Origin of the sequence: Caulobacter sp. CCG-8, from assembly GCF_037402475.1 — a bacterium.
Classification (GTDB): Bacteria; Pseudomonadota; Alphaproteobacteria; order Caulobacterales; family Caulobacteraceae; genus Caulobacter.
Genome location: NZ_JBBEUD010000021.1, coordinates 33,342 through 45,930, shown reverse-complemented (window position 1 = coordinate 45,930; position 12,589 = coordinate 33,342). Strand labels below are relative to the sequence as shown.

The 12,589-nt window shown below is 71.1% G+C and carries 11 protein-coding genes; 2 read left to right on the top strand and 9 right to left on the bottom strand.

The features are described 5' to 3' along the window. Positions 1–2 precede the first annotated feature (2 nt). The 9 genes from WAE60_RS19015 to WAE60_RS18975 are packed head-to-tail and all read right to left on the bottom strand — an operon-like array spanning position 3 to position 9,578. A complete protein-coding gene (locus tag WAE60_RS19015; RefSeq protein WP_029916334.1) occupies positions 3–2,534 on the bottom strand; it encodes a baseplate J/gp47 family protein in 2,532 nt (843 codons plus the stop codon). Continuing rightward, positions 2,534–2,971 (bottom strand): GPW/gp25 family protein, encoded by a 438-nt coding sequence (locus WAE60_RS19010; protein ID WP_337687912.1) that lies wholly within the window; start codon positions 2,969–2,971, stop codon positions 2,534–2,536. The genes WAE60_RS19015 and WAE60_RS19010 overlap by 1 nt, the downstream gene beginning before the upstream one ends. A 2-nt stretch (positions 2,972–2,973) precedes the next feature. Continuing rightward, positions 2,974–3,318 (bottom strand): hypothetical protein, encoded by a 345-nt coding sequence (locus WAE60_RS19005; RefSeq protein ID WP_029916329.1) that lies wholly within the window; start codon positions 3,316–3,318, stop codon positions 2,974–2,976. A 2-nt stretch (positions 3,319–3,320) separates the two neighbouring features. Then, positions 3,321–4,835, bottom strand: a complete 1,515-nt coding sequence (locus WAE60_RS19000; RefSeq protein ID WP_337687909.1) for a phage baseplate assembly protein V — start codon at positions 4,833–4,835, stop codon at positions 3,321–3,323. Further along, positions 4,832–5,608, bottom strand: coding sequence for a hypothetical protein (locus WAE60_RS18995; protein WP_029916324.1), 777 nt, complete (start codon positions 5,606–5,608; stop codon positions 4,832–4,834). Before WAE60_RS18995 ends, WAE60_RS19000 begins: the two co-directional genes overlap by 4 nt. Further along, positions 5,596–7,179 (bottom strand): hypothetical protein, encoded by a 1,584-nt coding sequence (locus tag WAE60_RS18990; protein WP_337687906.1) that lies wholly within the window; start codon positions 7,177–7,179, stop codon positions 5,596–5,598. Before WAE60_RS18990 ends, WAE60_RS18995 begins: the two co-directional genes overlap by 13 nt. A gap of 3 nt (positions 7,180–7,182) precedes the next feature. Next, the gene (locus WAE60_RS18985) at positions 7,183–7,650 is read right to left on the bottom strand and encodes a phage tail protein (protein WP_029916321.1); all 468 of its coding nucleotides are present in this window, start codon (positions 7,648–7,650) and stop codon (positions 7,183–7,185) included. A 25-nt stretch (positions 7,651–7,675) separates the two neighbouring features. Beyond that, positions 7,676–8,893: a phage tail sheath C-terminal domain-containing protein gene (locus WAE60_RS18980; RefSeq protein ID WP_337687904.1), complete on the bottom strand. Its 1,218-nt coding sequence runs from the start codon at positions 8,891–8,893 to the stop codon at positions 7,676–7,678. Position 8,894: 1 nt separating this feature from the next. Further along, complete coding sequence (locus WAE60_RS18975) at positions 8,895–9,578, bottom strand: carboxypeptidase-like regulatory domain-containing protein (protein ID WP_337687902.1); 684 nt, start codon at positions 9,576–9,578, stop codon at positions 8,895–8,897. Positions 9,579–10,140: 562 nt separating this feature from the next. On the opposite strand from WAE60_RS18975, the gene WAE60_RS18970 reads away from it, so the two are divergent. Beyond that, a complete protein-coding gene (locus WAE60_RS18970) occupies positions 10,141–11,847 on the top strand; it encodes a tetratricopeptide repeat protein (RefSeq protein WP_337687900.1) in 1,707 nt (568 codons plus the stop codon). A gap of 5 nt (positions 11,848–11,852) precedes the next feature. After that, positions 11,853–12,587, top strand: coding sequence for a hypothetical protein (locus WAE60_RS18965; RefSeq protein WP_029916317.1), 735 nt, complete (start codon positions 11,853–11,855; stop codon positions 12,585–12,587). The last annotated feature ends 2 nt before the right edge of the window (positions 12,588–12,589 follow it).

The following is a 12,589-nucleotide window of genomic DNA, read 5'->3' as shown; positions in this document are numbered from 1 at the left end:
CGTCAGCCCCCCGTATCGTCGTCGATCACCACCGAAAGGTGGTGTTGGTCGGCGCAATAGAGCCAGTTGGGCGGCAGCGGGATGCGGTCGGTGAACACCGTGGCCGAGGCGGTGGCGAAGTGCTGGGCCCCGTCCAGGCTGCGGTAGACGCCCATGGGGCCGCCCGCGAACACCATCGGCGCCGCGCCGGCGACAGGCGTCGCCGCCACGCTGGACACCACGTGCAGCAGCCGTTCGGTGTCGCGGATGGGCAGGCCGGCGTCCAGCGGCGCGGCCCGCCAGGACGGAGCGGCCGCCGTGGTGTCCAGGGCCAGCACGCCGCCGCGGTTCGACCCGGCGAACACCCACTGGTCGGCGAAAGCCAGCCCTTCGCACGAGCCGCCCTGCCAGCCGATGTTGAACGGCTTAAAGCCCTCGGGATCGTCGGCGCCGCCCGACCGCAGCTCCACCCGGAAGGCGCCCGAGCCCTGCTGACCGGCCTCGGCCGCCGCCGCCGCCCACAGGAAATCGCGAGCGTTGAAGCGCTGCACCGTCAGGCTGCGGATGTCCTGGTTGACCAGGCCGATGGGATGGAAGCTCTCGGACACCCCGCCCAGCGCTGACAGATAGACCCCGCCCTTGACCCGGGCGGCCACCGCGACCTGCACCACCCCGGCCGACGAGACCGAGGTCGTCACGGCGTAGAAGCCCTTGGTGTCGCGGGTCTTGTCCACCACCACGGGGGCGGGACCGGCGTCGCCGAACGGCTTGAGCTGGCGAAGGCCCTCGCCCGTGGCGATCAGCAGCAGGGGCGAGCCTTCGCGGTCGAGCCAGTCGGCGTCGGACACGTCGCTGTTGAACACCGCCGCCTCGGTCTTCCAGGTCTCGCCGCAGTCGCGCGACACGTGGATGGCCCCGCCGGCCTTGCGGACGACGCCCAGCGCCATCAGGCCCGGCCGGTCGCGGTGGCGGCGCACGAACAGCGGCCGGTCGCCGTCGGCCTTGAACACCACCGACCAGGTGTTGCCGTCGTCGAGGCTGCGGTGCAGGCCCTGGTTGGTGGCGGCGAACCAGGTGCGGGGCTGGTGCGGGTCGCGCAGCAGGTCGGCCACGTCCCGGTCAGGCGCTTCGCCGATGGTCAGCCGAAGCTGGTCGGCGTAGCGCACGCTGGGATCGGCCAGCATGGCCTCGTAGACGTCGGAGGCGCGCAGCACCTGGCCGAAGGGCTCGTCGCGCAACGGCGAGAACAGCTTGTTGAGCCGGACGCGCAGCCGGGCCTCGACCGCCGGGGCGTCCTCCTCGCGGCTGACCACCACGCGCGCGGCCACCGACACGGGGCGGACCCTGGCCCAGCCCACCGAGGTCTGCACGCCCAGCGGCCGGCGCTGGTCGACGGCCTTCTGGACGCGGGCCCGCAGGTCCTCGCTCCGGCGATCGACCACCGCCTGGGCGGTCACGCCCGCATCGGGCAGCGTCTCGGGATCGACGGCCGGCACCAGCAGGATCTCGACCACCCCGGGGGCGGCGTGGGCCCAGACCTGTGACTGGGCGTAGGCCTTGGCGCGAGCCACGGCCCCGACGCTGAGCGCCACCCGCTCGAAGTCGCGGGCGGTGACCGCGCAGCGCATGGAGGTCAGTTCCAGCGGCCCGCGCCGCACCGCCGCCTGGACGGTCTCGGCCTCGGCCCCGCCGGCGGCGCGCGCCGCGTTGGTCACCGCCAGACCCGCGATCGGGGTCTTGAACACCGTGAGGACGCCGGGCGCCACGTTGCCGGCCCGCCCGCCGCCGACGCGATACCAGACTCGGATGTCGCGCCCCAGGGCCGGTACGGCCGACAGCGGGGTGGAGCCCTCCCCGGCCATGGCCGGCGCGAACTGGATGCGGCCCGTGGCCCGGTCGACCTTGTAGACGCAGTCGGTGGGCGCGGCGTCGGCGAAGCTGAAGACCTCGCGCCAGATGCGATAGCTCTTGTCGCCCAGCGTGCGCGACACCGCCCCGTCGGCCAGCTCGGCGCTGTCGGCCTCGACGCCGACGATCAGGTCCAGCCCGTCGCCGGACGGGGCGATGATCGGCGGACGCCGCACCTGCACGCTGAGGCCGGGCGCGCCTGTGCCGGCGCCGACCGACTCGGCCTCGACCGTCTCGCAATGGAGGGCCGGCGCGTCGACGCTCTTCTGGTCGGGCGGCAGGATCGCGGCCTGGGTGACCACGAACGTCACCGAGCCGTCGCTGGTGGCGATCCGCGCCCCGGCGGGGATCGTGATCCGCCCATTGCCCTCGGTGCGGGTGAAGGTCAGGGTCGCGGCGGCCGCGGCGGGCGGCCGAATCTGGGCCCCGACCAGGTTCAGCAGGCTGACATACAGCTTCTCCGGCACGCGATTGAGCCGGTACAGCATGGTGTCGGTCAGGTAGGCGAAGGTCTCCAGCAGGGTGATGCCGGGATCGCTGGGATTGCGGTCGGTCCATTCCGGGCACGACCGGTCGATCACCTTGACGGCGTCGGCCATCAGCTCGGTGAAGGTGCGGTCATCCAGCTTGGGGGTGGGCAAGGGCATCAGGCGGCCTCCCCTTGCAGGTCGAGGCCGAACTGCAGCTGACCCGGCTGGTTGCTGCTGCGCACCCGGTAGTCCAGGGAGACGTTCAGCTGGCTGGGCGCGGCGGGATCGACGCCCGCGTCCAACCGCACGATCTCGATCCGGGGCTCCCAGCGCTTGAGCGACTGGCGCACGTAGTGGATGGCCAGGCCGGCGGTCGTGGCGTCGTTGGGCGCGAACATCAGCCGATGCAGCGGACAGCCGTAGCTGGGCCGCATCACGCGCTCGCCGGGTATGGTGGTCAGCAGCAGGATGATCGCCTGGCGCACGGCGTCGGCGCCGCTCACCTCGGCCAGCCGCCCCGCCGGCGACAGGACCAGCCCCGCCGGCCGCCGCAGCTCGGACGTGCCTCCGCCCAGCTCCGCGCCCTCGAACCGGATGCCCCGAACGCTCTTCATGCTCAACTCCCGGCCGCCACGAGGCGCTGGCCAGGATCGACCACGCGATAATTGACCGTGCCCGGCGGCGACCCGTCGGTAAGCCCCGTCACCGTGTCCAGGCACACCGCCCGGCCGCCGATGGTGACGAAGGTCGAATAGCCCTGCTTGACGGCCAAGGTCGTCAGGCAGGGGCGCAGGCCGATGACCGGATTGGCGTTCGGACAGGCCGAGATGGGCCGCGACTGCGGGTTGGGATTGACCAGCGCCAGCCGGCTCTTGATGCGCACCAGGGTCTGGGTGGGGGCTATGCCCACCCGGCCGCCATGGTCGCAGACCAGCGTCGCGTCCTGGGTCAACCACAGCATGCTCAACCCTCCTCGAACGCGACGGCGGCGGCGCGGATCGTCAGCCGGCGGCCCGGGGCCTCGATGACCAGGTCGCCGCTGGCCCTCAGGCGCGAGCCGTTGGGGCCGAACTCGAACAGGCCGCCGGCGCGGGTCTCCAGCCGCGCCAGGGCGTCGACGCTGTCCAGGGTCAGCACCTGGCCGCCCGGGGTCCGCACGGTGAAGGCGCGCGCCCCGGCCGTCCCCGCACCGCGCGGTCCCGGCGCGGTGCGTTCGCCATAGAGGCCGCCCAGGACCACGCCGCGCGCCGGATCGCCGTCCGGGAACAGCACCAGCACGTCGTCCTCCGGCTCCGGCAGGATGGCGACGCCCTTCTCGGCGCCCGCGCCCAGCAGCAGCACCGACATCCAGCCGGTCTCGACATCGCCCAGCACCGGCAGCTTGACCCGGACCCGCGCCAGGCCGTCGGGATCGTCGGCGTCGGTCACCTTGCCCAGAGTGAAGGCCGGCGTGCGTGGCCTGTCGGGCCGGGCCGGCGGTTCGGTCGAGATCTCGACCACGTAGCCGCGGGCTTCCTCGAAGCGATGCAGGGCCCGCGTCACCACGCAGCGGCCGTCGACCAGGTCGCCCAGGCCTTCCAGGTTCACTGGCCGCCCCGGGCGCAGATGGGTGTCGCCCTCGACCACCGCGTCCAGCAGCACCGCGCGCGCCACCGCCCGGTCGAGATCGGCCTGGGCCAGGCTCTCGGCCTCGGCGGCGTCGGCCGCCAGGCGGTTGAACAGGGTCCGTCCGCCCAGGTCCGGGAAGGCCGTCAGCCCGCCGTCGCGCAGTTCCTCGGCGTCCTGCCGCGCCAGGCCCGCCCGGGCGTTGGCCGCGACCGCCCGCGACGGGTCCCACGACTGGGCGCTGGTCCAGGGGCGCAGCGAGTCCGCCCCCGCCGAGGCCCGCGCCTCGATGATCTCGCGCCGCATCCGCAGCGGAATCGGCTCGCCCTCGCCCGCCAGGCTGATCAGCCGCAGGTCGGTCCCCTCCACCACCAGATAGAGGCCCGCGTCCCGCGCCAGGTCGACCACCAGGTCGAAGTCGTTCTGGTCGTGCTGGACGATCAGGGCGCGGGTCGGCGGATGCTCGGCGCACTGGAACCCCAGGCCCAGGTCGCCCGCCATCTGGCCCGCGACGTCGGCCACCGTCTGGTCGGTCAGGGCCCGGGCGCGCTGGCGCAGCCGCGCCCGGTGCAGCTTGTCCAGCGCCCGCAGCCGCACGATCCGGCCCTGGTCGGCGTCGTTCTGGTACTCGACGGCGGTAATCTCGCCGTCGAACAGATCGCCCGAGCCGTCGACCGAAAAGGCCAGGCCCGCACCCAGCCGCAACCCTCTCAGGGCGTCGGCGGGCGGCTCGGCGAAGACCAGTTCGGCCATGGCCGGCGCATTGAGCGCCTGGCGCACGAAGGCCGAGACCGCGTAACGGCCCAGGGCCGGGTCCAGGGGCGATCCGTCCAGGCGCGCCCGCAACGGGCGGTTGGCGAAGATCGAGGTCATGCCCGCGCCTCCAGAAGGATCGCCAGCGAAGGCAGCACGATCGTCGTGCCCTCCGGGATGTTCAGGGGGTCGTCAACGCCGTTGTAGGTGGCGATCTCGGGCCACAGGCCCGGATCGCCGTAGCCGTCGTCGGCCATCTGATCGAGCCGCTTCAAGGGCAGGCCTTCGCTGTCGACCGGCATGTCGACGGCCGGGTATTGATCGATGGACCCGCTTTCCAGGTCGAACGGCGACTCGAACTGCGGCGTCACCGGGCGGGCGGGCGCCGGGCGCGGCTCGGAATCCTCGACGCGGCGGAGGCGCAGGCTGAGCCACGACCGGCGCGGCGCCCCGTCGGCGTTGAACCGCTCAAGCCGTTCGGCCACGTGCAGCACGACGCTGGGGATATTCCAGGACTTGCCCCAGATGAACCGCACCGTGGGCGGGGCCGAGAAGCCGTCGGCGGCGATGGCGTTCTCCGTCAGGTCCCAGAGCGGACGGGTCAGGGCGCGGACATCGTCGTCCGCGGCCGGACCCTGGCCGTCTTCTGGCGCGGTCGACGGCCGGCCTTCCCGGGCGATCTCGACGTCGAACAACAGGTTCAGGTCGTATTCGGTGACGCCGCCGCCGGTGGCGATCAACGGGTCCTCGGACCGCGCCACGCCGGTCAGGAAGCCGCCGCCGGCCACCCGCGTCCGCACGCCGGCGGTGCGCCGGGCTTCCAGGCTCTCGGGATTGAGCAGGCACGAAAGCCGCTCGCCCGACCGCTCCAGCAGGAAGGCTACACGCTCCATCGCCCTTCCTCCTGTTCACGAGCCAGTTGATCCCACCGGGGTTGCGGAGCCTCGACGCCGGTCGGCGCGGCGAAGGTCGGCGGCGGAAGCGCGGGCCAGCGATCGTCGGACGGGAGGTCGGCAAACGGGCGCGAGGCGGCGCGCGAGCTGGACGGACGAGGCCCCGCATAGACCGGCCGCCTGTCGTGGGGCGGATCGGCCGGCGTGGCGTTAGAGACCTGACGGCTCGCCCGGGCGACGGCGCGATGGACGTCCCGGTCTTCGCCACGGCTCGGCGGCGCATCCCGCTCTACGGACGGCTCGCGAAGTGGAAAGTCCGGCGCGGCCCTGCCCTGGGGCTTGATCGCGGACGACTTGAAGGATGGCGCCGGAGGCCTGGGCCTGGGCGTCGACGACGGAGGATCGATCGGCGGCGTCGTCGGCGCGACGGCGGGTTCGGAGGCGGCCGGATGCTCGGCGCGCGGATGCGGCTTGGCCCGCAGCGCCGTCAGCGCCCGAAAGACCGCGTGTCGCGCGGGCGGTGACGGCCGGGCGCGCCAGACCCGTTTCGGCGCGGCGGTTCGACGATCCGAGGCCAGGAACGGAAAGGCCGGGCGAGGCTTGGGCGCGGCGTCGGCGACCACCGGTTCAGGAGCATCCGACGGGTCTTCGACGGGCGGTCCTGGAACCGTCGAAAGCGCGAGGGGGCGTCCCAGCGAGGCGGAGGCCGATTTCGCGAAGAACCAGGATTTCCGACGCGGGACGCCACGTCGCGCGGCGACGTCGTCCGTGAAGGTCTCCGGCCGGTCCTGCTGGCGGCCTTCCGAACCCGGCGGCGCGGCCATGCGATCGACCGACGGCGGTTCGGTCGGACGTCCAGGCTCGACCTTCGGCGGCTCCCACGTCGGCTCATGGGTCGCCAGTCGCGACACCGGCGCCTGGGACCAGGCGGTCTCGTGTGAAGAGACAATCGACCGGGCCGAGGACACTTCCGGATCGGCTGTCGCGACCGGGGCTGGCCCTTCCGGCGTCGCTCGGGACGGCTCGGCGACCAGACTCAACGGCGACCGGGGTCGGCGCGTCGGCTCAGGTGTCGCCGTGGGACGAACGATCCGCTCGGACGCCGGCGCGACGTTCGTCGCCGCGAACACCGGTCGCGGCCGGCGCCTGCGCTCGGGTTCCGACCGACGCCAGACCTCGCCCGAGCGGTCCCGCAGGTCCGCCAGGCTGGGGACGCCAGGGTCCCTCGCGATCGGTTCGCGCGCCTTCGGGACCGGCGACGCCTCGGGCGTCAGCGGCCGCAGCGGCGGGCCGTCCGCCCCCACAGGCGCCCCCGCGGGCGGCCAGGCCGTCGGGTCGCTGTTCAGCGACAGCGGCGCCTGACCCGTTTCGGCCAGCTGGGACGTCCGCTCGGCCACGTGCGCCAGCCAATGGGCCGGCGCGCCCGGATAGCGTTCGGCCAGGGCGGCCATCACCGGGTCCGGCGCCGGCGCGGATCGATCCTCGGAGGCGCGCTCCAGGGCCTGGGCCACCGAGCGGGCCAAGGCCGCCATGGCGATCAGCCAACCCGAAAACAGGCGGCGAAGGGCCATGGCTTACGCTCGGGTCAGGGTGTCGAAGGACAGCTTGAGTTCCTCGATCGCGACTTCGCGGCCGAGGGCGTCGAACGACACGCCGCTCCATTCACAGGGCCAGGCGTTGTCGAGGTTCCAACGCAGGACCTCGGCCGTGCCCTTCACGTCCATCATCGCGATCGAGATGTTGCGACGGGGCGTGCCGCCGGCCAGGACCTCCTTGAGCCAGTCCCACAGGGCCGGGGTCTTGGTCAGGCCGTAGCGCAGGGTGACCTCGGCGTACTCGATCGGCCCGGGCAGGGTCCGGACGATCTGGCCGCTGCCGGACTCGCGATAGCGGATGGGATGGATCCGCACGCCCAGGCCGAAGCACTCGGTGAACCGGACATCGCCCATCTCGCGGGACGACAGCATAAAGTTGTAGTTGCGGTAGACGTCGGGCAGAGCGCCAACCTTGGGCGCCGCCGCTGCTTCTTCAGGCTTAGCCATGACGGATCCTCTCTAGGGTTGGGGGTCAGGCGGTCTCGACGGTGGTTCCGACCGCCGTCTGGCCGATGCGGAAGATGACGAATTCGGCCGGCTTCACGGGCGCGATGCCGATGACCACCACCACCTGGCCGGCGTCGACCACCTCGGGCGGGTTGGTCTCGGCGTCGCACTTGACGAAGAAGGCGTCCTCGGGTCGGGCGCCGGCCAGGGCGCCCTGGCGCCACAGCAGGGTCAGGAAAGCGCCGATGTCGCGCTGGATGTCCTTCCACAGCGGGCCGGCGTTGGGTTCGAACACCACCCAGCGGGTGCTGATGGCGATCGACTCCTCGATCATGTTGAACAGCCGCCGGACGTTCAGGTAGCGCCAGTTGCTGGCGCTGGGCGCCAGGGTGCGCGCGCCCCAGACCCGCACGCCCTCGCGGCTGAAGAAGCGGATGCAGTTGATCCCGACCGGATTGAGCACGTCCTGGTCGGCGCGGGACACCATCTGGGTCAGCCCCTGGGCGCCGCGGATCGTGACGTTGGCGGGCGCCTTGTGCACGCCGCGCTCGCTGTCGGTGCGGGCGTAGATGCCGGCCATGTGGCCCGACGGCGGGATTTCCACCGGGTTCTTCGGATCGGGGTCGACCGCATCAAGGCCCGTCAGCCAGGGGAAGTAGCAGGCGCCATAGCCGCTGTCGGAATCCCGGGGGCGCTGGCCGGGCTTCTGGCCCTTGGGCTTGGTCGGCGCGCCCGCATCGCCGGCGGGCGCCGCGGGCGGCGCGGGCCCCTCGGCGGCGCGGGTCAGGACCTCGACGTCATCGACACGAGCCGGGGCGTCCAGGATCGCCACGCGGTCCTTGAGCAGCTCGGCGGCGTCCAGCAGCGCGCCGTGCGACGCCGGATCGGTCCGCCCCGGCGCGGCGATGATGGCGATCTCGTCGATCGCCGCCAGGGCGTCGAGCCCCCGCCCCTTGCCGGAGATGGCCCCGTCGGCCTTGGTGTTGACCACGTAGCAGCGCGAGCCGCCATTGAGGAAGAAGCCGTAGACGGCGTTGGACAGGTGGGTGCCCTTGTCGCCGTCCCGTATGTAGGTTCTCTGGAATTCGCTCCAGTTGTTGATCGCCTTCGCCTCGTCGACGAGGACGTCGGGGTTCGGCGCGGTTCCCACGAATCCGGCGGTCGATGTTCCCACCGCCTCGATCGGGCGTGTTCCAGAGTCGATCTCCTCGACGTAAACGCCGGGGCTCAAATAGGACAGCATGTCAAATCTCCAGCGGTAAACGAAGGATCACGGGACTGTCGGTCTCGACCTCGCTGTCGATCTCGACGCCGCGGGCGCGGACGTTGAGGCGGACGGGCTTGTTCTTGGCGCCCACGGGGCCGCGGAGGCGGAAGCGGCCGAACGCATCGGTCCGGGCGGTGCGGTCCACGCCCTCGACGCGCACCACGGCGTCGGCGACCGGCGTGTCGCCCGGCCCCAGGACCGAGCCCTGCAGGACGCCGAGCTCGCCGGCGTCGACCGTGAGCGGGAAGCGGACGAGCGCCGCCGCGGCGGCCGCGCGACGCCGTGCGACCGAGACCATGGCCCGCAGCACGAAGCCCGGGCCCGGCGGCAGGCTCAGGTCGAGGCACAGTTTCAGCGCGTCGCGATCCAGCACCACCTCGGACTCGTCGCGCTCCATCGCCGCGAACAGCAGCCCCATGGCGCCGGTCTGCTCGACGATCGGATCGGCGGCGCGCACGGTGACCAGGTAGTCCGCGGCCAAGGTCAGCGGCGGCGAGGCCGCCCGGGGCGTCGCCTGCGGCGCCAGGCCAACAAGACGAAGATCGACCCCTTCCCCGCAGTCGCGATCGCCCAGGGAGCGGGCGACGACGGCGCGACCCGGCAGGACCTCTTGGGTCCAGCCGATCAATTCGCGCGTCGTTTCCTCCAGCCCCTCAGGCATGTTTCAGCTCGCTCCCCCGGGTACAACCAATAGGCGTCCACTCATACTAAGACCGAACTTTAACAAATGAAAAGCTCAGATTTCACCGTTTTCTGAATGCGATTTTCACCAGTTCTTCAAAATCGACCCAGATAATTTGCCTAACCATCTATTGCCGGAATTATAGTAATAGTATCCGAAAGAAGACGCATATGCGCGCCTTGACTTGGCACTTTTTGCCATAGACAACTATTTTTCGACTTATCTTATGAAGGAGATTTGGTGAATTTCGCCGCACAGGCGTATTTTAAGCTTGGTGAAATTAAAAAGTTCCATGAAAACGAGCATCGAATAATTCAAACCACCGAAACTAGAAATGAACGTAATAGTTGCAGTTTGGGGAAGGTTCCGGGCTCGACGGCGACGCCACGGAGGCGCCGCGGATCACTCGCCCACCATCTCGCCCCACAGGGCGCCGACGGCGCGGCCGGCGCGCCCGCGCCAAAGGCGCAAAGCGCCGTAAGAGCGCGTTAACGCGCGCGCTATCTACTCGGCGTTAACTATGATTCGAGAGGACCATCGGATGCTGGCCGAGCCTATCGCGCCCGTCGGCGCGGACCCCATCGCCGCCGGACGGGCGGCGCTGGAAGCGGGCGACGCCGCCGAGGCGGCGCGGCTCTTCCTGACCATCGCCCGGGCCAAGCCGGCCGACCACGAAAGCCGGTACTGGCTCTACAGCGCCCTGATGGCGGACGGCCAGCCGGACTCGGCGCGGCCGTTCCTGGACGAGGCCCGCGACCTGCATGCGACCTCGCTCTTCCGCGGGATGGGCGTCGACGTCCAGCGCTTCCGGGCGGACAAGGCCTATTGCGGCGATGTGGGGCTGGCGCTCTACAGCCACCAGCAGATGGCCGCGGCCAGCCTGGCCCTGGGGCGCAGCCTCGACTTCGACCAGCTCAGCCTGCAGCACATCGCGTCCTACGGACTGTCCCTGCTGCACCAGGGCCGCACCGACGAAGCCATCAACGTCTTCCAGGTGGCCGCCGACACGTTCCAGAACTCGGTGGTCCACGAGTTCCTGCTCTACGCCCTGTTCCACGCCCCCGATCGCATGCAGCGGGTGGCGGACGAGGCGCGCCGCTGGAGCGACCTCTACGCCGCCCATCTGACCCCGGCCGAGCCCCGTTTCGACAACGACCGCACCGCCGGTCGACGGCTGCGGATCGGCTATGTGGGCCCCAGCTTCACCCGCAACCAGGTGGCCCAGTTCCTGCTGCCGGTGCTGGACGCCCACGACCCGGCCGTCGTGGAGGTCTTCCTCTACTGCGCCGAACCGGCCGAGGAAGGCCCGCTGCCCCAGGGCTGCAAGGTGCGCGGTCTCGACGGCATGAGCGACGCCGACGTCGCCGCCCTGATCCGCAAGGACGAGGTCGACATCCTGGTCGACGTCTGGGGCCACACCGCGGGCAGCCGCCTGGGCGTCTTCGCCTATCGTCCGGCGCCGATCCAGGTCGCCTGGATCAACTTCGTCCAGACCACCGGCCTGGCCTGCATGGACTACATCCTCCACGCCGACAGCATGGCGGTCGAGGGTTCGGAGCAATACTACACCGAGGAGATCTGGCGGATCGGCCCGATCGTGGCGCCCAGCCGCCCCTCGCCCGATCGGCTGGACCCGGTCCCCACCCCGGCCCTGAAGAACGGCTACGTCACCTTCGGTTCGTTCAACAATCCGGCCAAGCTGAGCGAGATCACCATCGCCGCCTGGGCGATCATCCTCGGCCAACGGCCCAACGATCGCCTGGTGCTGAAGTACGCCACCTTCGCCGACCCGGTCCTGCAGCGCGTGACCCAGGCCCGCTTCGCCGCCTACGGCGCGCGGCCCGAACAGCTGGAGTTCCGCGGCCGCACCACCGGCGTCGACTACCTGCGCGAGTTCCAGGACATCGACCTGGCCCTGGACCCCTCGCCCTGCCCCGGCGGCACCACCTCCTGCGACGCCCTGGCCAACGGCGTGCCCCTGCTGACCCAGCTGGGCGAGGACCTCTACGGCCGCATCGGCGTGCCCGTGGTCGAGCCCTGCGGCCTGTCCGAACTGATCGCCGACGGCTGGGACGACTACGTGGCCAAGGCCCTGGCCGTCACCGAGGACTACGAGGCCCTGGACGCCCTGCGCGCCAAGGTGCGCCCGGGCTTCGACGCCTCGCCCTACTGCGACGACGTCGGCTTCACCCGCAATCTGGAAACGACCTTCCGCCAGATGTTCGATCGCTGGCTGGCGGCGGAGTGAGCGTGATGTCGGAACGGGTGATCGAGGTCGGATGCGACCTGCGCGACGGGACGATCGTCCCCCGGATGGAGCACGCCGAGATCGTCGACCGGGTGATGGGCCAGGGCCAGTTGCTCGTGCTCAAGGGGGTCTTCCCCTACGACCAGGTCTCCGACCTGCGCGCGGCCGTCGCCGCCTGGGGACGCGAGACGCCGCCGGCCGAGATCGACGACTTCGCCGGCAACTATCACCGCCGCCGCTGCATGATCTCGCGCCTGCAGCAGGCGCCGCACGTCTTCCACGACTACAATTTCAACGACCTGTCCGCGGCGCCGCCGGCGCTCGAGCTTCGGCTGCGCAACCTCTTCGAACCCCTGCGCGGGCTCTACAACGCCCTGACCGGCGCCGGCGTCGAGTTCGAGATCCCCGCGTCGGGCCCCTACGTCCATCCGCAGCTGATCCAGTATCCGGCCGGCGGCGGCTTCTTCGCCCGCCACTGGCACAACCTGCTGCCCCAGCAGCTGGGCTTCATCGTCTCGCTGTCGCAGCGCGGGCGCGATTTCCGCAACGGCGGCACGTGCTTCGAGATCGAGGGCGAGGTGATCGACATGGAGACCCGCCAGGACGCCGGCGACATCCTGATCTGGCGCTACGACCACCATCACTGGGTCAGCCAGTCCGACCTTCGCGACAAGTTCGACTGGGACAGCGAAGCCGGACGTTGGGTGGCGACCTTCGCCTATTTCGATCCACGCGGGTGAGA

Excerpts from the sequence above, each read along its gene's own strand:
- WAE60_RS18995 (WP_029916324.1), bottom strand. The coding sequence starts at position 5,608 with ATGGAGCGTGTAGCCTTCCTGCTGGAGCGGTCGGGCGAGCGGCTTTCG.
- WAE60_RS18990 (WP_337687906.1), bottom strand. The coding sequence starts at position 7,179 with ATGGCCCTTCGCCGCCTGTTTTCGGGTTGGCTGATCGCCATGGCGGCC.
- WAE60_RS19015 (WP_029916334.1), bottom strand. The coding sequence starts at position 2,534 with ATGCCCTTGCCCACCCCCAAGCTGGATGACCGCACCTTCACCGAGCTG.
- WAE60_RS18970 (WP_337687900.1), top strand. The coding sequence starts at position 10,141 with ATGCTGGCCGAGCCTATCGCGCCCGTCGGCGCGGACCCCATCGCCGCC.
- WAE60_RS19005 (WP_029916329.1), bottom strand. The coding sequence starts at position 3,318 with ATGCTGTGGTTGACCCAGGACGCGACGCTGGTCTGCGACCATGGCGGC.
- WAE60_RS18985 (WP_029916321.1), bottom strand. The coding sequence starts at position 7,650 with ATGGCTAAGCCTGAAGAAGCAGCGGCGGCGCCCAAGGTTGGCGCTCTG.
- WAE60_RS18980 (WP_337687904.1), bottom strand. The coding sequence starts at position 8,893 with ATGCTGTCCTATTTGAGCCCCGGCGTTTACGTCGAGGAGATCGACTCT.
- WAE60_RS18975 (WP_337687902.1), bottom strand. The coding sequence starts at position 9,578 with ATGCCTGAGGGGCTGGAGGAAACGACGCGCGAATTGATCGGCTGGACC.
- WAE60_RS18965 (WP_029916317.1), top strand. The coding sequence starts at position 11,853 with ATGTCGGAACGGGTGATCGAGGTCGGATGCGACCTGCGCGACGGGACG.
- WAE60_RS19010 (WP_337687912.1), bottom strand. The coding sequence starts at position 2,971 with ATGAAGAGCGTTCGGGGCATCCGGTTCGAGGGCGCGGAGCTGGGCGGA.
- WAE60_RS19000 (WP_337687909.1), bottom strand. The coding sequence starts at position 4,835 with ATGACCTCGATCTTCGCCAACCGCCCGTTGCGGGCGCGCCTGGACGGA.